The organism is Bacillus infantis (assembly GCF_008180445.1).
Taxonomy (GTDB): Bacteria; Bacillota; Bacilli; order Bacillales; family Cytobacillaceae; genus Bacillus_AB; species Bacillus_AB infantis_B.
The window spans coordinates 207,555-228,186 of the sequence record NZ_VTER01000007.1 but is presented as its reverse complement, the minus strand read 5'-3'; the positions used below and the strand labels follow the sequence as shown (position 1 = coordinate 228,186).

The 20,632-nt window shown below is 40.8% G+C and carries 21 protein-coding genes; 3 read left to right on the top strand and 18 right to left on the bottom strand.

Going from position 1 to position 20,632, the window contains the following annotated elements; all coding sequences use genetic code 11:
* The first annotated feature begins 145 nt into the window (after positions 1–145).
* On the top strand, positions 146–517 hold the full coding sequence (locus FZD51_RS15180; RefSeq protein WP_148975550.1) for a hypothetical protein: 372 nt from the start codon (positions 146–148) through the stop codon (positions 515–517).
* Between the two features lie 258 nt (positions 518–775).
* On the opposite strand, the gene FZD51_RS15175 is transcribed toward FZD51_RS15180, so the two are convergent.
* A complete protein-coding gene (locus tag FZD51_RS15175; RefSeq protein WP_148975549.1) occupies positions 776–2,035 on the bottom strand; it encodes an MFS transporter in 1,260 nt (419 codons plus the stop codon).
* A 207-nt stretch (positions 2,036–2,242) separates the two neighbouring features.
* Positions 2,243–3,232: a selenide, water dikinase SelD gene (selD, locus tag FZD51_RS15170; RefSeq protein ID WP_148975548.1), complete on the bottom strand. Its 990-nt coding sequence runs from the start codon at positions 3,230–3,232 to the stop codon at positions 2,243–2,245.
* A gap of 120 nt (positions 3,233–3,352) precedes the next feature.
* On the opposite strand from selD, the gene FZD51_RS15165 reads away from it, so the two are divergent.
* The gene (locus FZD51_RS15165; RefSeq protein ID WP_148975547.1) at positions 3,353–4,243 is read left to right on the top strand and encodes a LysR family transcriptional regulator; all 891 of its coding nucleotides are present in this window, start codon (positions 3,353–3,355) and stop codon (positions 4,241–4,243) included.
* A 65-nt stretch (positions 4,244–4,308) separates the two neighbouring features.
* Here FZD51_RS15165 and FZD51_RS15160 read toward each other — a convergent pair whose 3' ends face one another.
* The 16 genes from FZD51_RS15160 to FZD51_RS15085 all read right to left on the bottom strand — a co-directional run bounded on the left by FZD51_RS15160 (position 4,309) and on the right by FZD51_RS15085 (position 18,953).
* Positions 4,309–4,635, bottom strand: coding sequence for a YnfA family protein (locus FZD51_RS15160; protein WP_148975546.1), 327 nt, complete (start codon positions 4,633–4,635; stop codon positions 4,309–4,311).
* Between the two features lie 507 nt (positions 4,636–5,142).
* Positions 5,143–5,679: a CBO0543 family protein gene (locus tag FZD51_RS15155; RefSeq protein WP_148975545.1), complete on the bottom strand. Its 537-nt coding sequence runs from the start codon at positions 5,677–5,679 to the stop codon at positions 5,143–5,145.
* 1,188 nt (positions 5,680–6,867) lie between these two features.
* On the bottom strand, positions 6,868–8,142 hold the full coding sequence (locus FZD51_RS15150; RefSeq protein ID WP_148975544.1) for an IS110 family RNA-guided transposase: 1,275 nt from the start codon (positions 8,140–8,142) through the stop codon (positions 6,868–6,870).
* A gap of 567 nt (positions 8,143–8,709) precedes the next feature.
* Complete coding sequence (locus FZD51_RS15145) at positions 8,710–9,129, bottom strand: protein-tyrosine phosphatase family protein (protein ID WP_148975543.1); 420 nt, start codon at positions 9,127–9,129, stop codon at positions 8,710–8,712.
* Positions 9,126–10,091 carry a thioredoxin-disulfide reductase gene (gene trxB / locus FZD51_RS15140; RefSeq protein ID WP_148975542.1) on the bottom strand — a complete coding sequence of 322 codons (966 nt, stop codon included), beginning with the start codon at positions 10,089–10,091 and terminating at the stop codon, positions 9,126–9,128. The genes FZD51_RS15145 and trxB overlap by 4 nt, the downstream gene beginning before the upstream one ends.
* Positions 10,092–10,104: 13 nt before the next feature.
* A complete protein-coding gene (gene arsA / locus FZD51_RS15135; protein WP_148975541.1) occupies positions 10,105–11,877 on the bottom strand; it encodes an arsenical pump-driving ATPase in 1,773 nt (590 codons plus the stop codon).
* Between the two features lie 15 nt (positions 11,878–11,892).
* Entirely contained in the window at positions 11,893–12,252 is a 360-nt protein-coding gene (gene arsD / locus FZD51_RS15130) for an arsenite efflux transporter metallochaperone ArsD (RefSeq protein ID WP_148975540.1), read from the bottom strand.
* Positions 12,253–12,342: 90 nt separating this feature from the next.
* Positions 12,343–12,762 (bottom strand): arsenate reductase (thioredoxin), encoded by a 420-nt coding sequence (gene arsC, locus FZD51_RS15125; RefSeq protein ID WP_009792031.1) that lies wholly within the window; start codon positions 12,760–12,762, stop codon positions 12,343–12,345.
* A gap of 28 nt (positions 12,763–12,790) precedes the next feature.
* Complete coding sequence (locus FZD51_RS15120; RefSeq protein ID WP_148975539.1) at positions 12,791–14,086, bottom strand: arsenic transporter; 1,296 nt, start codon at positions 14,084–14,086, stop codon at positions 12,791–12,793.
* A gap of 16 nt (positions 14,087–14,102) precedes the next feature.
* Entirely contained in the window at positions 14,103–14,447 is a 345-nt protein-coding gene (locus FZD51_RS15115) for an ArsR/SmtB family transcription factor (RefSeq protein WP_148975538.1), read from the bottom strand.
* A 692-nt stretch (positions 14,448–15,139) separates the two neighbouring features.
* On the bottom strand, positions 15,140–15,637 hold the full coding sequence (locus FZD51_RS15110; protein WP_148975537.1) for an arsinothricin resistance N-acetyltransferase ArsN1 family A: 498 nt from the start codon (positions 15,635–15,637) through the stop codon (positions 15,140–15,142).
* Between the two features lie 80 nt (positions 15,638–15,717).
* The gene (locus FZD51_RS15105) at positions 15,718–16,023 is read right to left on the bottom strand and encodes a hypothetical protein (RefSeq protein ID WP_262380927.1); all 306 of its coding nucleotides are present in this window, start codon (positions 16,021–16,023) and stop codon (positions 15,718–15,720) included.
* Positions 15,992–17,305 (bottom strand): NAD(P)-binding domain-containing protein, encoded by a 1,314-nt coding sequence (locus tag FZD51_RS15100; RefSeq protein ID WP_148975770.1) that lies wholly within the window; start codon positions 17,303–17,305, stop codon positions 15,992–15,994. The genes FZD51_RS15105 and FZD51_RS15100 overlap by 32 nt, the downstream gene beginning before the upstream one ends.
* A 179-nt stretch (positions 17,306–17,484) precedes the next feature.
* On the bottom strand, positions 17,485–17,934 hold the full coding sequence (locus FZD51_RS15095) for a MarR family winged helix-turn-helix transcriptional regulator (protein ID WP_148975536.1): 450 nt from the start codon (positions 17,932–17,934) through the stop codon (positions 17,485–17,487).
* 179 nt (positions 17,935–18,113) lie between these two features.
* Entirely contained in the window at positions 18,114–18,545 is a 432-nt protein-coding gene (locus FZD51_RS15090; protein WP_148975535.1) for a hypothetical protein, read from the bottom strand.
* 171 nt (positions 18,546–18,716) lie between these two features.
* Positions 18,717–18,953: a hypothetical protein gene (locus FZD51_RS15085; protein WP_148975534.1), complete on the bottom strand. Its 237-nt coding sequence runs from the start codon at positions 18,951–18,953 to the stop codon at positions 18,717–18,719.
* Positions 18,954–19,159: 206 nt separating this feature from the next.
* On the opposite strand from FZD51_RS15085, the gene FZD51_RS15080 reads away from it, so the two are divergent.
* Complete coding sequence (locus FZD51_RS15080; RefSeq protein WP_148975533.1) at positions 19,160–20,518, top strand: IS4 family transposase; 1,359 nt, start codon at positions 19,160–19,162, stop codon at positions 20,516–20,518.
* The last annotated feature ends 114 nt before the right edge of the window (positions 20,519–20,632 follow it).

The following is a 20,632-nucleotide window of genomic DNA, read 5'->3' as shown; positions in this document are numbered from 1 at the left end:
GGGTACTCCTTACTTCCTGGACCAGGTAAGGTATCATACCACTGCAAAAAATCTGAGTGATCCACGGCTTTATACAATTACCAAGGAGATGTGCGGGAACCTAATCCCCTTTCTCTTGCATCTGCAGTAAGATGGAGTGATCAGCTTGAAAGAAATGATGCTTGAAGTTTGGAGACCTCATAAAAAGATATTGGGTGAAATGGAGTATGTCGAAATTATCTTATCTAATCATCTTACATTAATCTTTGAGGACATAAAAGGAACTAACTATTTAATTTTATCTTTGCCATACCCCACACACACTAAAGCAACAACCAATAAAAAAAACCGCACAGTTATACCACTGTACGGCGCTACTATGTATATTTGGCGGGACCGCCTGGGAATCAACCCAGCTGACCTGGCACGCAGGTCACGAGCGGTTTTGAAGTTTGCTGGCACCTGTTTTTATAGTGTCCTCTGGTTACTGAGAATGCCGACATATCAAGCTTCCTTGTCATCTTGTATTTTCCTGTGATCTTAAATTTTTTTAAATATGGCACCAAGCATGGCACCTTTTAGAAGAATCGTTCAACCTATATGACAACAATCATGTGCATTTTTATGGAGTATTTATTCACAAAATGTTGATCTTGTTAGTTTAATTATCAATTTAAACTAATTGAAAAAGCCACCTGAAGACGCGGCAACTCTATTCTTCAAACTTAAAAGAAGAAAAGCTGCCTGGTTTGGCAGCTTTAAGCTAGGTTATAAACATTCATATATATAAGACGAACTAGCGGCGAAACTTTAGAACCACCGGAATTAAAACTAAAGATAACAATCCTCCAGCCAATGATAAAATGGAGTAACTTGAGTGTGCAACCACCATGCCGGACAAGGCTCCTCCAGAAGCCCCTGCTAATGCAATGAAGACGTCTACTGCTCCTTGAGTCTTGGCCCTTTTAGTCGGTTCTGTCGAGTCAACAATTTGAGCAGTACCACTAATCAGGCCGAAATTCCACCCTATCCCCAGAAGGGCAAGAGCAATCAATAAGGATATCATAGAATCCCCAGGTGCCATGGCAGCCAGAATGCCTGAAGCAAGAAGGGTAATCCCAGAAGCACAAGCCATCGCCATTCGCCCAATCTTATCGACAAGAATTCCTGTTACAAGAGAAGGAAGATACATAGATCCAATATGAACACCAATCACTAAACCAATTGCATCTAGACCATGTCCATGATGTTCCATGTGTACGGGGGTCATGGTCATGATTGCGATCATGACCATTTGAGTAAGGATCATAATGGTCGCTCCCACCGTGATTCCATTTTTATTATTCAATGGTTGGTCATTCACTGTTGAGACTTCTTCATGCTTCGGTTTATTCGTTTCCGATGCTTTTACAATTAAGAAGGGATCAGGCCGAAGCATTAGAAAGATGACCAAACCTGCAGAAATGAATGCAGCTCCAGATAAAATAAAAGGTCCTGCAAGGGCTGGAACGCCAATGGAAAGAGCTAACCGTCCCATGAAGTCCACTAAATTAGGACCTGCAAAAGCACCGAATGTGGTAAATACCATTGCTGTACTGACAGCCGTTGCACGCTGGTTCTTATTTGCTAAATCAGTACCCGCATACCTTGCTTGTAGATTTGTCGCTGTACCAGCTCCATATATTAAAAGTGAAACAAATAATAACAAAATACTATTAATGATTGCAGCAATCACCACACCTAGTGCCCCTAGCCCTCCAACCGTAAAACCAATCGTTAAGCCAGTGCGTCTACCGTATCGTTGAGATAGCCTACCCACTGCATAGGCTGCACCAGCTGAGCCTAAAGTGAAGAGAGCAGCAGGAAGACCGGCATATGCATCGGTTCCCATCATCTGTTGAGCAAGGAGAGCACCCACAGTTATTCCCGCAGCTAAGCCAGCCCCACCGAAAATCTGAGAAATACTGACAGTTATTAATGTTCGTTTATAAAGCTTTTTTTGCTTTTCAGGAGAATCTATAAGGCTTTGTTCCGGAGGTGAAGCTTTACTAGACATATATTACCCCCTGCCTTTCTAATAAGAATCATCACGGCTAAATGCCAAAGAGGTCTAAAATTCCTTATAATAATAAGTTGAATCCCCAGTGCTTTCATTGTAAGACGATTCAACTAATAAAGGAAATGCATTATAATTATAGTTGTAATGCATAATATGCATTAGTTGAAAATAAAAAAGCAACCAAAGCGGTTGCTGAGGTTGCTTTTATATAATTGAATTTTTAGTAATAACGGAGAAATCACTTTTAACAATCACTTTTCCAATTACATGAGACTTAACACCGGCATTTGAAAGCAATAACTGTAGCTTTTTGGCCTCGTCTTGTGGCAATACAATGAGCAAACCGCCCGATGTTTGCGGGTCATGAAGGAGCCATTCTTCTTCCGGTGTAACTGTGGTAGTATACCGCACATTATTTTTATATGTAAAAAGGTTATTGAACATTCCTTCTGAAGTTGCCCCACTTTTTAATAATGAAAAGACATCATTCAGATAAGGAACTTTTTTCAAATCCAATTCAATAGAAATTTGACTTTTGTCGGCTATTTCAAATAGATGTCCGAGCAAGCCGAAACCAGTGATGTCTGTACAGGCATGTACATTGACTTTTCTCATAGCCAAGGAAGCTTCTTTATTTAATTGCATCATTTGTGCTACAACAATTTCCTGCTGCTCCCTATTGGCGGTTTTCTGGTCAATCGCGGTGGTATAAATACCATTTCCTATTGGTTTAGTTATAACAATGGCATCACCTGGGCATGCTCCATTCTTCTGAATAAATTTTTCACCCGCAGGTATTTTGCCCGTCACAGCTAGACCATACTTGGGACTGGTGTCGTCAATTGTATGTCCTCCTGCAATATACGCACCCGCTTCTCCTATTTTTTCTACTCCGCCCTTGATAATCTCCTCAAGGTAGTGCAAGGGGAGGGAAGATGAAGGAAAGCCAATGATGTTTAAACCAAATATTGAATCTGCCCCTTTTGCATAAAGATCACTCAAAGCATTAGCAGCAGCAATTGCTCCGAATTGATACGGATCGTCTACGATAGGTGTAATAAGAACAACTGATTGAACCATAATTTCGTTCTGCCATTTATATCCGAGGGCATCCTCGCCTAATCCAGCTAACAATTTATCATCTTGCGGTATGGGGATATTACGCAAAACTTGCGTAAGGTCTGAGGACCGTATCTTACTCGCTCAGCCAGAACCTGTTGAGTATGAAGTCAATGAGATTTGAGGTTTCACTCTAACCCCTCCTTTCTCTCTTATGCTAAAGTTTATCATCTTTATTTTAAGGAGTGAATAGACATGGAAATTCACCGATTAAAAACATTTTATGCTGTAGCGGCTCATTTAAATTTCACCAAAGCTGCTGAAGAACTGTCTTTAAGCCAACCAGCTGTATCAAGACAAATTGAAGCGTTAGAAAGCTATTACAAGATTCCCCTGTTTTACCGCACAAAGAAAAAAGTAGAACTGACTGATGCGGGCAAACAACTTTTAAGGTATGCCATACAGATAATTTCATTAGCTGACCAGGCGGAAAAGTCACTTTTATCACTCTCCAACCTAGAAAGTGGGGACCTCTCTGTCGGATGTGGTACCACGATAGGAACTTTTGTCATAACTAACATGGTGATTGAATTTCAAAAAAAGCACCCTAATATAAGAGTGAATTTGGTAATCGATAACACCTCGACCATCATTGAAAAATTGACAGAAAATCAAATTGATCTTGCAATCGTAGCCAAAAGTATGAACGATTCCAGATTTAATTATCAACCTTTGCTTCAGGATAGAATAAGTGCATATTGCTCTTTTCAAGCAAAAGAGAAGTATGAGGATATACAATCTTTGAAGGATTTGGAAAATGAAACGCTTTTACTGAGGGAAAACGGCTCACATACAAGAGAATGCGTTCAGAGTGAATTCGATAAATCAAATTTTAAGCCAAATAATATCTTTGAAGTCACGAGTAATGAAGGAATAAAACAAGCAATTTTGAATATTTCGGGCATAGGATTTCTTTCCTCCACCACAGTTCGGACAGAGTTGAAGCATGATTTGATGTTCGAAATACCTTTGCTGGAGGAATGCAAAAGGGAATTTTGCATAATAACCCCAAAAGGAAAATATCCTTCCCCTATTTTGCTCATATTCAATTCCTTTTTATTGAAGAATACAAGGAGATTGATTTAATTGCGTTATCAAGCTCTGATCAGGAACAGCAAAAAGAAAAGCTGCCTTATTTGGCAGCTGATCATTTATTGGCGTGGGGCAAATAACATCACAGAAACACCTATTAAACATAATCCTGCACCTGCCCAATCAAATATATCAGGTGTTTTTTTATCAATTCCCCATCCCCATAGAACAGACAAAACGATAAATACTCCACCATAGGCAGCATATACTCTTCCGAATGAGGGAAAGGTTTGAAAGGTGGCGATTACACCGTACAGGGCTAACGCTATTCCACCAGCTACTCCCCAATAATACGGCTTCCCCTCTCTTAGCCATAACCAAATTAAATAACCTCCACCAATTTCACAAACTCCTGCAAGTATAAATAAAGCTATTACATGAATCACCTAATACACCCTTTAATACTAAGTTGATATTTTGAATATATCACATATTGTCTAACAAAAAGGCCCTTTTAATGAAATAAAACATAAATACCCTATAGTTTAGTTGCATCCTTTAACAAATGTGTACACTCACCAATATTTATTAGAGGGTGTTGCTTTGAGACGGGGATGTTGGTATATATAATAGTTAAAGCAATGGGGAACGTGGAGGTCAATATGTAAATCGTGAAAGAATACACTCAAACTAAGCTTCCCCTTTTATGAAATAAGAAAAGCTGCCTGGTTTGGCAGCAGATCTGGAACATAAGCACCCGTTCGTAATATAAGGTTAGCCGGATTTTTCTGAGTTTAAGTACAATCATTCACAGATGAAACTAATTACAGAAATGATATCTCTTTTTTAAATAGAGATCTGTCTGTTTTGGCAGCTGATCTTCACCATAGGCCCCTAATTTAAATTCGGAGACACATTTAGTTAAATGATAAATACTTGGAAACATTTCAAGGCTATATACTCGATTTAAGTCTGGCTGTTATCACATACACAATCTGAGATAGAAGAATAAATCCTAAGAAGGACTTTGTATGTGTCCAGTTATGTAAAATAAACATTTCTCCCTTAATAAATAGGGGTTCAAAGACATAAGCAAACAGTGCCGATCCTAGCACAGACAAAATAAAATAACTATAAAACTTTTTAGAAAGCTGGTAAATAAACATAAATAAAACAGGAATTACTGTAATATCTGCCGGAAACAAAGGAGGGACCATTGGCAACAATTTGTCTGGGTATCCCCATAGGATCAATTCTCCGCCAATGACATCAAAAAGTGAAGCCGCAGTTGCCCAGATAAGTCCATAGCTTAAAATTATAAATGTTCTCCTTTTATCATGAAATTTAAGCCATAAAATCCAGGGTATAATTGTGGCAGCAAGTAATACCCACCATTTCCAAGTGAATAAATCATCTTGAATCCAATGTTTAAAAGCAACTTCTTTTAATAATTCTCTAGCTTCTTTAACATCTTCATACGATGGTTTCATCCCTTATCAACCTCTATCCCTAAACATACACTTATCCATTCCGTTATTATATGTTAATATCCATATCCCAATTCAAGCTGCACAAAATTATCATGGAGCTGGCCGCTTCCCTTGCTCCCCTACGCTATCATCTTAATGTCTCTTTTATGCCAGTGGTTTATATTTTATTATTCAATGATAGAAGAATTATTATATTTGGATGCTTCTGCTATGTCATGCTTTATCATTTGTATTAAAGTTAACTATGGTTGGGTTTGGATTGTTTCAATTTCGTTAAAAAAGATATATATATTCGTATCCCTTATCTTTAAGTTGCTTACGGACATGTTCCTTTAGCGAAAACGAAGAAATGGAGGCTTTATCTTAAGTGAGGCAGATTATCTCCCTTACCTTATAAAGAACTCTATGCGTAATTTATAAAGTGGCTTTTAATCAGAGATTTTTACCAACTGCCCTGTTTGCAAAAATAGATTTGACTTGTTGACAATCTAATACATATTTTTATCGTTCTGTTCGTTGGTAATTGGATACTAAAGTGTTAGTGTTAAAAGACATAGTGTCTTGTCCTATGTAAAGGAGAGATCGCTATGGTAAGTGTAGAGGAACGCTTACTAATAATTAAAGAACTTGGTCGCTTACTAATTGATCTCAATAATTGCAACGATAGCCAAGTCCGTACCAACATCTACCTTGATATTCTTTTACTTCGGGAAGCCTTAAGAATGACTGCTATTTATTAGCAGTCTTTTTCAATGTACAGGGTTTCAAAAATAATTAAACGGCCTTCTTCAACTCCCTCAGTTTAATACGATTTTCTCACGAATACTCGCTTATTCGCAGGATTTCATCCTCTATGGATATAAAGTTTTTAATTGATAGGAGTGGATTCTGGACAAATGGCTACGTGAAGACATAGTTAAATAGAGGAGTAGGATTATACTCCATATTCTACCATATAATGTACTTCTCCACGCCGCCCCTGGAGGCTATCCCTCCCATGTCTCAACGGGTCAATTGCCCTCTCATTCCTTCGTCATGCCTATCCAAGGGGTGGAGGCCAGTTTTGCTAACCTGATGGGTCAGTGCCCTTTTGTTGAAGAAACCTGGTACTCCGTACATATTTGAAATCCTGCGAATAAGCCAACACTCGATTCAATAGCTCTCTTCGAGAACTAACGATTGATTTGCCTAAGCTGCCAACTCCGTAAAAGGTTGAACTTTCTTGGCACAATACGATTCATTTTTACGTGCTATTCCTACAAATATTCTGGCCAACTTACCAACTAATTTCATAATAGATTTCATCTTTTTCATTTTCTTGACTTTCACATTGTTGGAATGAATGGCTTTGAATTCCGGGTTGTTCATCACTAGGCTCATAGTGGCTAAATAAAGGAATCGCCTCAGCCTTGATCTTCCACGCTTGGAAATGACAATTTGTCCTTTCCACTTCCCTGAACTAGCTTCAGCGAGATGCAGTCCTGCATGGCGAAGTAGAGAATTGCCGTGTGAAAATCCACTTAAATCTCCTGCTTCCCCTAATATACCAGCTAACGAAATTTCACTAATTCCCTTAATCATAAGCAACTTATTTGCGAAAGGTATTTTAGGTAGTTCATCCTTAATTGCCATTTCAACTCTTTCAAGTTGTTGAATCGCAAGATCATACTCTTCGAGTAATTGCTCAAGATGAAATTTATAAGCATCTAATGCTTGTCTTGTACCAACTGATTTCCTGGCTACATTGAGGAGTAAATAGGCTTTCTTTAATCCAGGCTGCCGCTTCATGAGTGACTTCCACCCATCCACGACCTCTTCCGGCTTCATGGAACCCAGTTCCATTGGAGATGGGAAAAGCCGAAGTGTTGCGATGGCCCCTTTAGCAGTGATGTCTTTAAATACTTGCCTAAGCTCGGGGAAGACAATATCCACCCAGCGATTCAATTGATTAATCGAGCTTACAAGCCTCTTAACAATTACATCCCGATTTGACATGAGTACCCTGAGCTTTTCAAACGACTCAGAAGTATTCCTTACAAAAGCGTAGTAACCGTTCTTCACCATATCAGCTATTACAAGAGCGTCTTTTTTATCACTCTTTGATTGGGTATTATCACGGTTTTCTTTATTTCTTTTCACCAAATGAGGGTTAACTGTCACTACCTCAATATCCTGTTTCATCAGCCATTTAGAAAGGTTAATCCAATAATGACCGGTAGGTTCCATACCAACTATGGCAGCCTCAAGTTTATGTAATCTTTTAAGGTTATTAATCCAGATTAACAGGGACGAAAATCCCTCTTCGTTGTTTGGAAAAGTGATTGGATCTCCTACGACAATGCCACGGAAATTCACTGCTCTGGCTACGTGAAACTGTTGTGCTATATCCACACCAACCACAAGATGTGTATCTGTAATTCTTTCTATTAGTTGATTTTGTTTGTCCTGCATTTTAAACTTCATAGTAAGGGTTCCTCCTTAAGGTTGAGTTTGAGTTTGAGTCGTGTCTTACTCATATCTTACTGAGGAGCCCTATTTTTATCAAAGCTCAAAATTAGTGATCTACAGGAATGCTAACCTGTCCCTATTGTTAATTAAGAAAAAAGCTGCCTATAGTTTATAGTGTAAAACTTCACAAAGAAGATGGTTCAAACTTATTAGAAAAAAGAGGAGATGGCATTTCCCCATCTCCTCTAAACAGGCCTAACAGCAATCACTTTCATTCCCGGATAGCACAAGTCCATTGGCTTCCTTGCTAAAGTCTAATACGAGGTCTTGTGCTATCGTTTCGATGTTAGGTTCAATTGCCACCGTAATGCTGTTTACGTTAATAATTTTGTCCTCTTCACCTGGTTCATCCAGAGCCAGTCCTACCTTTGGCTGTCCTCAGCCAAAGCCTGCAAAATAAAAACGTATGTTTTTGGCATTGTGTTCTTTAAACAATTGTTTCAAGAAATCACGAGCCGGATCTGTGATATTCACGTTCTCCTCACCCTCCAGTATTTTATATAGACTGACTTATTATTTTAATCAAGCATTAGGGAAAAGGCGCTGAAGGGACTCTTTCATCTCTGGCTTCACATTGATTTTTGGCCGGACGGCCTTAGCCATTTCTTCTGCTTCCCCAATCGTCTTGGCTTTCCCTAAAGAGAGTAATGTACCAATCGCAACAGTCCCTGTACGATTGCTTCCGCCTCCACAGTGGAAGTATACTTTTTCCCCTTTATTATAGGCATTTACCACATGCTCAACAGACTGTTTAATGGATTCATCCTGTTTCCCGGCATCATCTACAATCGGGCTGTGAATCCGCTCATAGTCCGCTTCAGAAGCCTCTGCCCGAAGATCGAAAATTACATCTGCTTTTTCATTTTTCATCATTTCTTTCACATCATCTGCACCGCCAATGTAGATGCGATCTTTAATAAGTTCATGATAATTTTTTGTCATGCTGTTCCCGCCTTTTTTAATGATTTGCTCCAATCATGTGTTGCCGTTCCTTCAAGATATCGTTCGGCATCAAGTGCTGCCATGCATCCTGTCCCTGCAGCTGTAATTGCCTGGCGATATTTCTTATCTTGTACATCCCCGCAGGCAAAAACGCCAGGGATATTGGTTTCTGCTGTACCAGGGACAACATGAATATAGCCTGTTTCGTCTGTTTCAATTTGCCCATTGAGGAAAGCTGTATTTGGTGTATGTCCAATCGCCACGAAAATTCCGTCTGTTTCAATTACCTCTTCTTTTCCAGTCACATTGTTTCGGACTTTTAAGCCTGTTACTTTGATTTCATCTGATACCACTTCAATCGGTGTGTTGTTAAGCGCCCAGGATATTTTCGGATTCTCTTTCGCGCGGTCCTGCATAATTTTTGAAGCACGGAGTTCGTCACGTCGGTGAACAATGGTCACTTCGGAAGCAAACTTCGTTAAGAAGCCTGCTTCTTCCATAGCCGAATCTCCGCCTCCAACGATTATTACTTTCTTGCCCCGATAAAAGAATCCGTCACAAGTGGCACATGTGCTGACTCCCCGTCCGATATTTTCTGATTCACCAGGAACATCCAGAAGTTTAGCAGATGCACCGGTGGAAAGAATCAGCGCTTCTGTTTGTATCTCTCCTAATCCGCTCACATTTAGTATAAATGGCTTTTGCGAGAGGTCTGTTTCAGTGACCCATCCCCTTTCAAACCTGGCTCCAAATCTTTCTGCCTGTTTTCTCATATTGTCCATTAATTCAGGACCCATTACACCATCAACAAACCCGGGAAAATTCTCTACTTCGGTTGTTAACGTCAATTGTCCTCCTGGCTGTGTGCCCTCAATCACCAGCGGCTCCATATTTGCTCGCGCTAAATAGATGGCAGCTGTCAATCCAGCTGGACCGGTCCCTAAAATAACGACTTTTTCCATCCTAATCCCTCCATTAGTGGTTGATGAACTTCTTCAATTCCTGATATCCAGTGCCTGCTTCGCCCTGAATCGGGACAATGGCGCATTTCTCGCTCAGCTCATCGGCCACTTTTTCAATCCAGCTAAATTCGGCACCTGCTCTTCCGTTTAGAACAGGATCCTTTGTTTCTGTCGCATACAGACTTTGGTTAATCAGCCACCACTTGGGTGTGATATCCGCACGTTTCAAATCCTCCTGCAGCCTGCCAGCTTCCAGCACAGGAGTTACTTCAGCCAATGTCACAATGACGACACCCGTTTCCTTTGGGTTCCTTAACCTTGGAAGAAGCATTTGGACACTTTCAGGTATATCACCCGTAGAGCGGGCAAGTTCTTTATGAAACGACTGTGCTGCGTCCAAAAGCAGCAGGGTATGTCCTGATGGGGCAGTATCTATGACCACCACTTCATTCTCCGATTTCGCCACAACTTCTGCGAATGCTCTGAATACGGCAATTTCTTCAGTACATGGGGAATTTAAGTCCTCTTCTATATAAGCTAAAGACTCATCATCCAGTTCATCCCTTACATTGGACAGTACCTCGGCCTTATAGGCCTCAACTTCTTTTTTCGGATCAATCCGGCTGATAGTCAGGTTTTGATTCAACTGGCTGTTCTGAAAAACAAATTCAAGATGAGCAGCAGGATCAGTGGTGGTCAAATGCACACGAGGACCTTTTTCTGCTAAACCAACTGCAATGGCAGATGCCATTGTGGTTTTACCAACTCCACCCTTGCCCATTGTGAAGATGACCCGGGTGCCGCTGGACGAAAAGTCTTCAATAACATCACTTAATCCAGGCAAATTGAAGAACTTTTGATCAATAGCCAATCCTGTCTGCGGAAGCGTAAACTGCTTAAATAGGTAGCGCAGATTGTTAAGCCCTGTAAGGGAATATGATACAAACGGAATAGAATAAGCAGCCACTTGCTTCAATTCGTCCGGCATCCTTTTTAATGCACTCCGCTGACGGTGGAAAAAAGATGCTGAAACCTCATCATCAGGAATATGCGACTGCATGAACCCATTGATAATCAGACTTTGGTTCTTGATTCCAATCTCTTTTAATTCCCTGGAAGCACGGCTTGCTTCCAGCAAAGATGAGTCATCCGGCCTTGCCACCAGAATCAGTGTGGTCAGGTCTGGATTGGCCAGTGCTTCCATGGTTACGGAGTAAATCTGCTTCTTCTCCGCTAGTCCGGATAAAGGACCCAGACATGAGGCACCATGTGTACTTTCCTCCAAAAAGCCGCTCCAGGCTGTTGGCAGCTGAAGGAGGCGAAGGGTATGCCCTGTTGGTGCTGTATCAAAAATGATGTGGTCGTACGCTTCTACAACAGAAGCATCTGAAAGCAAGCTGGTGAATTCATCGAACGCGGCAATCTCGACTGTACAGGCACCTGACATCTGTTCTTCCATTGTATTTACGACTGAATCCGGAAGCTTGCCGCGATAAGGCCCGATTGTCTTTTCGCGATAAGCGCGTGCAGCCTCCTCCGGGTCAAGATTGCAGGCTGAAAGATTGGAAACTCCGGGAATGGGCATGGGTGTGTTTGTTAAAGCAACCTCCAGCACATCCTGCAAATTCGATGCAGGATCTGTACTGACGAGCAGCACCTTTTTTCCTTCATCAGCCAGCTTTACAGCAGAAGCACAAGCGGTTGAGGTTTTGCCCACCCCACCTTTCCCTGTAAAGAAAAGGAATTTCGTGTTCGCAACAGCCCTTGTATCAAAAGGTTGAAACATGCTTATTCCTCCTTCCTAGTTCAGGTCGATTTTGAATTTAACACTGGGCTTTTTCTCAGCCAGTGAGTCAGCATCCACCCCGAACCATTGAGACAATTCCTCGTTAGATGGGTATCTGCCCGCTTTGGCTACTGATCCGTTTACCAGCGTAACCGGCAGGGCGTCTGGCCCCTTTTCATGAAGAACCTTGTTGACTTCTTTATTGTCGGCAAATACAGCAGGTTCATTTGCCAAGTTAAATCGTTTAATGTCAAAGCCCTTTTTTTCCAGAATAAATACGGCAGAAGCCATTCTAGTCAGTACCGGATCCACACTTGGTCCGCACACACCTGTAGGGCAGCATAGGGCCGGATCAAAAATTTCCACTTTTGTCATTTAAATCGCTCCTTTAAAATAAGATAAGCATATACTTATACACAAGGTGAAAGGATAGCCAAGAGAGTGATTTCTCTTGGCTATTTTCTTTTACTTGCCAGTTTCGGCAAACGTCTTGATGCGGTCGCCGATTTCGTCGCGTACACGCTGGAAGAATGCCCATTTTTCTTCTTCGGTTCCTTCGGCTTTGGCCGGATCGTCAAATCCCCAGTGTTCGCGTTTTACATGAGGAGGAGTCATCGGGCACTTGTCTGCTGCATCACCGCAAAGTGTTACAACCAGGTCCGCATTGTTTAAAATTTCAGTGTCAATGATATCAGAAGTCTGATTGGAGATGTCGATGCCGGCTTCCTTCATGGCCTTTACAGCATTCGGATTTAAACCATGTGCTTCAATTCCTGCACTGTATACATTCCACTCATCACTTAAATGCTGCTTAGCCCATCCTTCTGCCATTTGGCTGCGGCAAGAGTTTCCTGTGCATAGAAAGTAGATTGTTTTTTTAGTCATGTTGAGGTTCTCCTTTTAGGTAAGTTTTTTAGATGATCATTAACCAAATATATAGACCAACTAATGTGATGAACAATGTTGGAATGGTTAGCACAATTCCAGTCTTGAAATAGGTTCCCCAGGAGATTTTCACTCCTTTTAGAGACAATACATGCAGCCACAGAAGGGTTGCCAGGGATCCAATAGGTGTAATCTTCGGCCCCAGATCAGATCCAATGACATTTGCATAAATCAGTGCTTCCCGGATCACTCCACTAGTATCAGTGTCAGCAATGGCCAGTGCGTCAATCATGACGGTTGGCATATTATTCATCACAGATGAAAGAATGGCTGCAATGAATCCCATCCCGATGGTTGCCGCAAATAGTCCCTGGTCTGCTGTCATTTGAATCACATCAGCCAGCACATTGGTAAGGCCCACGTTTCTCAGCCCATATACCACTACATACATGCCGATGGAGAAAAACACAATTGCCCAAGGTGCCCCTTTAATGACTGTGCGGGTATTGACGGCTGGGCTCCTGCGTGCCATTACTAAGAAGAAGATGGCAACGACTCCGGCAATGATTGACACAGGCAATCCAATAAATTCACTTGCAAAGTAGCCGATTAATAAGATTCCCAGTACAAGCCATGACAGCCGAAACATCTTGCTGTCCCTAACCGCTGCGGAAGGTTCTTTCAGATGGGATAAATCATAATTCTTCGGTATGCTTTTTCTAAAGTATAAGTACAGGACAATGATGCTTGCTGCGAGTGAAAAGAAGTTTGGAATAATCATCCTCGATGCAAATTCCACAAACCCGATTCCAAAAAAGTCAGCCGAAACGATATTAACAAGGTTGCTGACAACCAGCGGCAATGATGTTGTATCGGCAATAAATCCACTCGCAATGATGAATGGGAAAACCATTTTTTCATCAAATTTCAGGTTTCTGACCATCGCAAGCACAATTGGCGTAAGAATCAGTGCGGCTCCATCATTGGCGAAAAATGCCGCAACCAACGCACCCAAAATGGAAACATAAACAAACATTCTAACGCCGCTTCCTTTTGCTGCTCTTGCCATATGGAGAGCTGCCCATTCAAAGAATCCAATTTCGTCCAGAATCAGTGAAATAATGATGATGGCAATGAAAGCAAGCGTTGCATTCCAGACAATGGATGTCACATCAATCACATCATTGAAGTCAACTACTCCTACAATCAAGGCAAGAATAGCTCCCCCACAAGCAGACCAGCCAATCGATAATCCTTTCGGCTGCCATATTACCAATATGAGGGTGGCCAGAAATATCAATGATGCCAAAACTATTTGAGTCAAAACATGTTACCCCCTCTTACTCACATGAAATTCTTAATCCCCGTTCTTCAAGTTCTTTCAATTTATAATCCTGGCTCGGAAGGTGATCCAGTACATCCTTCACCAGCGGGTAGTAGTCGCTCGCTTTGTTCAGAGAATAAATGATCCACTGGCCTCTCCTGGCTTCCCTTACCACATCTGCATCCTTTAGCTTTCGGATATGCTGGCTGATGGCTGGCTGGCTCATTTGAAAAATCTCAACAAATTCACAAACACAGCAATCATTATTATCCAGAATCTTCAGCATAGTTAACCGCGTTTTATCACCCAATAACTTTAAGATACTGGCAGCTTTTTCAACTTCAACTGTGGACACTTTCAACGTGTATTCACCTCCCGCTTTACGATATCAATATATAATAATTTACTTATGTGCGCAATAGATTTTGCTTTTTTTTAGAAACCTTTACTTATTTTTAATGTCCCTTTTTAGGTTTTTCATCATGCCTTTTATACTTCTTCGTCGTCTTTTCCTGAAGTCTGTTCTTTGGGGCCATGTTAAGAATCATTATAACAACACCAAAAAACAAGGCGCAGAAAAGGATAGGAAGGACAATTGCAGTCATATTCTCAGCCTCCATATTATATCTGTTCATATTCATAGATTGATAATTGAATGTTGAATAGTGTCCGGTGATGATAATTTTTTTGATGAGACACTATTTTATAAGCATATGTTTATGAACCAATGAAGGTGAAAGGATACAAATATGGATTAGAATCATTCTGTTTATGTTTTTTTGGGGGTGGGAATGACCGTTAATTAAAGGACAGGTATCAAGTATAAATCCAAGCATATAGATTCCTTTGTATTGACCTATCCTTCTGTGGCATTGGAAGAAGTAAAAAGGGAATTACTGCCTATGGGGGAATTGTTTCAAAAGGTTTTGGTGAAGTGTTAGCTTATCTTAAAAGACGCATCGGAGAGCATGGAGTTAATATCGCTGAAACACTCACGGACACAGAGTAATCAAATGGCGGCTGTTCAGCCGCCATTTTAATATGCGATCAAGGTCATAGAAGTTTTTCCATAGCCATTACATCAACAAACTCCCCGTCTAAGACACCTTGATTCTTAAAAATTCCCACTGCCCGAAATCCCAGTTTTTTATAAAGCCCCTGTCCTAATCCGTTAAATGGGAAAGTAAAAAGAATTAATTTGTGAAAGTTATTTTCTCTGGCTTTGACTTCTAAGGCAGAAAGGAGTTTCCCCCCTACTCCTTTCCCCCTGAATTGCCTCGAAATATAAACTGAGATATCTGCTACCCCATTATATGCACAACGGTTATTATAGGGGTTTAAGGAAGCCCAGCCGATTATGCTTCCTCCCTCTTCTGCAACTACGACACTATATCTATCCTGATGCTGCCTGAACCATTGTGTCATATATAGAAGGTCTTTTGCTTCTGTTTCTAATGTGGCTATCCGATCTGCTATTCCTTGATTATAAATGCTTAGAATAGCAGTTAAGTCTGATTCTCTAGCTCTTCGAACAACGGTTTCACTTATCATTGATTTCCTCCACTAAGATTATACAATAGGGCTCACAGCCCCCATTTTAAAAGCACGAGTCGCCATTTAGGAAAAAAGCTTCAAGATTCTTTGGAGCGCTTCAATAATTCTTGATACGCCAAGTGAAATTGTGCAAATGTTTCCTTGCCCATTTCATTTTCATTTAGACGAAACAGCCGTTCAAAGGTTCTCTCTTTAGCTTCATCAACTGAACATTCAAAAGCCTTCATAAGTAAGTTCATATAAGAAATAAAATATTCTTTTTTAAGTGATCCAGCATGATTAATAGTCATTTGCCTCACCTTTACTTTTGTCTTAGGGGCAGCGCCTGCTTCCCCTTTAATAAAACTTCTGCTAATTGCAGCAGGAAGTTGAAGATTCACCACAAGAGGAACTCTTACTATTAAGATTGACGCTGCAGACACCTGTTTCCGGCAGATCCAGCTCCACTTTTTCAGCAGCCGCCAAGTCACCGCTTAAATAAGCCGCCACTGACCTAACCTGTTCATATCCTGTTGCCATCAAGAAGGTTGGCGCACGGCCATAGCTTTTTGCACCCACAATATAAAAATCTTTTTCAGGCTGTCTTAATTCCATTTCTCCGTGTGGACGGACAGTACCACAGCTATGAATATTGGGATCAATCAAGGGTGCTATAGCTTCCACACTTTCAGTCGCTGTGTCTATAGAGGTCCGAAGCTCATTTATGATTGTAAAGTCAGGACGGCTTCCCGTATTGACAATCATTTCGTCAATCCCGGTATAGCTCTTCTGTGTGCCATTTTGGTCGCCTGCTAACTCAATTCTGTCTTCTCTCTTTTTGACTAATTGGATTCGGAACGGAGTAATGACCTTCAATTGCTGATGATCTACCAGATAATGAATCCTGCTGCCGAGAAGTCCGCGGGCTTCAAGGGCATCCTTCTCTTCACCGCCGTACGCATCCTCAACCCGCTGCCTTCGCATCATCCATAAAATCTCCGTATCAGGATAGGTCTCCTTCAATTTGGCCAGATCCAATAATGCGTTAATGGCTGAATGGCCGCCCCCAACGACAGCTATGCGTTTATTGGCATAACGCTGCCGTTCCTTTCCCAGAATATCTGGAATTCCATAAAATATCTTTTCCTTAAGGGACTTTTCTTCAGCGAGCCATATACCGCTTGAAACAGCAGGATTGGGATTTCCCCATGTCCCTGTAGCATCTATGACTGCCTTGGCCTCAAAGGTTTTATACTCTCTATCACTTTCAGCATGGATGACGAATGGGACACTTTCCCGGTTTGCCGTCTTCATCTTATCCATATCTTTTCTGCCTATTGATAAAACTTTAGTATTGAGATGAACGAAAGGTTTAATTTCTGGTACCATAGACAACGGCTGTAAATACTGTTCCACCAGCTCCAGTCCAGTCGGCAAACTTTCTAAATCCGGATGTATCCAACCGCTGGCCCTCAACAAGTCCTTAGCAGCTTTATCAACATTGTATTGCCAGGGTGAAAATAATCGTATATGTCCCCAAGTTAAAATGTTTGCACCTATTTGTGAACCCGCTTCTAAAAGGATGAATGGAATTCTGTTTTTCGCCAAATGCGCTGCAGCTGCCAACCCTACAGGACCTCCGCCTATAACTGCAACGGGAAGTATACTTGTTTCACTATCAACCATAATACTCTGAGTTGATGGGCAAACATTTGTACCACAGCAGACATTTTCATTAATTAAAATATTATTTTTCTTTGCCAAAATAATCTCCTCTTTTCTTTTATTTAAATATTGATAACGCTTGTTCAGCTGAACTGTATATATATATTATTTGCAATTTGCAACTATTAATCACAGGAGCATTATCCCTGTATTGGTTTGCAGCATACACTAGAGTTAGCCATCGCGTTATTCAATAATTGAATCGAGTTGATGACTGTCTCTCTTTCCTGCTCATCCATGTGAGAAAAAACTTCGTTCAAGAATGAATTCATTTGCTCATCAATTGTCGCTGCGATATATTTTCCTTCTGTAGTCAGTGAAAGAATATTGATCCGTTTATCATCTGGGTCTGGTGTTTTCTTAACTAAATTCATCTTAACTAATGATTGGACCTGCCGGCTAAAGGTAGTAATATCTGTCCCCAGGGTTTCAGCAATTTGTTGTATGGATGGCTTGTGCCGATTATCAATTTCATAAAGAATGTGACTCTGAATGAGAGAAATATCGCATCCTCCTACACTGCAGCAATTTTTGTTAAGCAGGCCAAACCGGCGTGTCATTACTTGAAACATCCCACGAATATTTTCCAATATTTTCACCTCTTAATCACATTGTATGAAAATTATTTGCAAATTGCAACCATTTTGTGAAAGAGCCAAGGGGACAGGTCCCTTGGCCCAATATGAATATGATCCAGGGAACCTGCCCCCTTGGATACAAGAACAAATAAAACAATTAAAGCCTCTCTATAACATGAGGGGCTTTATAGTTAGCTGATAATCTCTATTTTAGGTTCATACTCACTTAGAATCTCGTAAATAATTTCTGACGTAGCAAACACATGATGCTGAACATGTGGGTACTCCTTACTTCCTGGACCAGGTAAAGTATCATACCACTGTAAAAATGTGGAGTTATCCACCACTTTATACAATGACCAAGGAGATGTACGGGAACCTAATTCCCTTTCTCTTGCATCTGCAGCAAGATGAGAAATGTCTCCTCTAATAAAGTCATCAGTAAAGCGGCTTGCCCAAACAACACTTCCATCAATATTTTGATCATATATAAACTTTATTTTAGTTCCTTTTATGTCCTCAAAGATTAATGTAAGATTATTAGATAAAATAATTTCGACGTACTCCATTTCACCCATTATCTTATTATGAGGTCTCCATACTTCAAGTTTCATTTCTTTCAAGTTTATCACTCCAGATACCTAATTTCCCTTTGCCACGTCGCGTCTCAAACCATTCTTACCCGGACAAATTTGTCTCTTCTACTGGTTCCGTGAGCGAATTTGAAAACTCCGATGCATTAGGAAAGAATGGTGCCAGATCCCGCACACTTTAAAGCTTTAATAAATGTGGGGTCAGGCACCTATATTTCTTGAATATAGAGGGGCCTCTTGAAAGCAAACTACCTCTTGTGATCCAATAATAAAACCTTTAGTGCTACCTGCAAGATTTTTTTCATTGAGGATCTTTATTAAAACATCTATTGCATTTAAATTCTTGTCATCCTGCCTTCTAGTTAAATGTGTTAACATTCCCGTTAAATCAGAGCGGGTTTTTTGAATCACTTTCCAATCCATTGCTTGAAATGCCACTGTCCGCCACCCCCTTCCCTCTATTAACGTATTAATATTATTACTCAACTTTCGCACCTTAAAATAGCTGGTCTAGTCGGTCGTCTCTAGGTACCTTGTCTATAAAGAAACACTCTTGATTTTAAAATTGAATATAAAAAAAGCACCCTTTGTTTGGTATAGTGAGATTGTCGAGAAATCACTAAAACAAAAGAGGTGCTCTCCTTATGATAGCGAATTCGAACCACTTTAAGCAACTACCAAATGAAATTAAATCTGCATTTACTGAGTTGAATGTTCTTCAACACTTGCGAAAAGCCGGAATCACAAAGTCATTTGGGTTTTCTTGTGCATATGTGTTCCAGTTGGTTTTCTGTTTAATTTTCGAGCATAAAAACTGGTTTCAGACTCTTAAAGGAAAGAGGTCAAACGAGCTGCCTGGGAAAGATGCTGTTTATCGCTTTCTTAATCCATCAACCTTTAATTGGCGGCGTTTCCTCACTCTTTTAAGTACACATACGATTCAAAAGGTCACCCAGCTGACGAATCACGATCGGCCAAAAGTATTAATCCTGGATGATTCCGCTTTTGAAAGAAATAGAAGCAAAAGTGTTGAACTTTTATCCCGCTGTTTTGACCACGCATCTCAGAAAATGCGTTTCTATAAAGGATTCCGTATGCTTACGCTTGGCTGGTCCGATGGTTCTACGTTCATGCCTCTTGATTATGCGCTATTGAGTTCCAAGAATCGCCTGCAAGAAATATCTGAACACATTGACAAGCGCAGCTCAGGGTATCGCCGTCGAGCAGAGGCATTGAAACCGGCTCCTGAAGTGATTCCACCTATGATTCAACGTGCACTTGATACGGGGATTGATGCCTCCTATGTCTTGATGGATACTTGGTTCACCCAACAACCGTTGATTAAAGCCATTACCGACCAAGGTTTGGATGTCATTGGGATGGTTAAAAACCTGAAACAACGCTATATTGTGAATGGAGAACGCGTGAGCTTAAAAGAACTTTACCGGTTTGCCAAGCCGACGAAAGGAAAGAAGGATCTTCTGCGATCCATTCATACTGTCCAAGCCAATGGAGTTCCCGTCAAGGTGGTATTCGTCCGCAACCGCAATAAAAAAAGCGACTGGCTCGCCATCTTAAGTACCGATGGTACTTTGAGCGACCAAGAGATTATTCGTATCTATGGCATCCGATGGGATATCGAAGTGTTTTTTAAAACGACCAAGTCTCTTTTACGTCTTCAAAAGGAATTCCAAGGACGTTCGTATGATTCTCTGATCAGCCATACAACCATTGTGTTCAGCAGATATATCATATTATCCTGGCAGAATAGGTGTAGCACCGACGACCGCACGCTGGGTGGAATGTTTTATGAACTTTGTGATGAAATCAATGACCTTGATTGGGCTGTAGCTCTTCAACAGCTGATTGAGCTTCTTGAAGATGTTTTGAAAAAGACCAACAAACAAGTACAAAAAATGATTACACGTCAACTACAGCAATGGATTGCAGGTCTTCCCAGCTATATCAAGGGATACCTGTCTATTTCAGTCTGCGAAAGTTGAGTTATTATATATGAAATTTATGGTTATTTTTCAAAAAAATGTACATACCCCTTTCTAAACATTCATAATTAGGTTAACTCATATAAAAAGCCCTCCTAATTTAGAAGGGCAAAT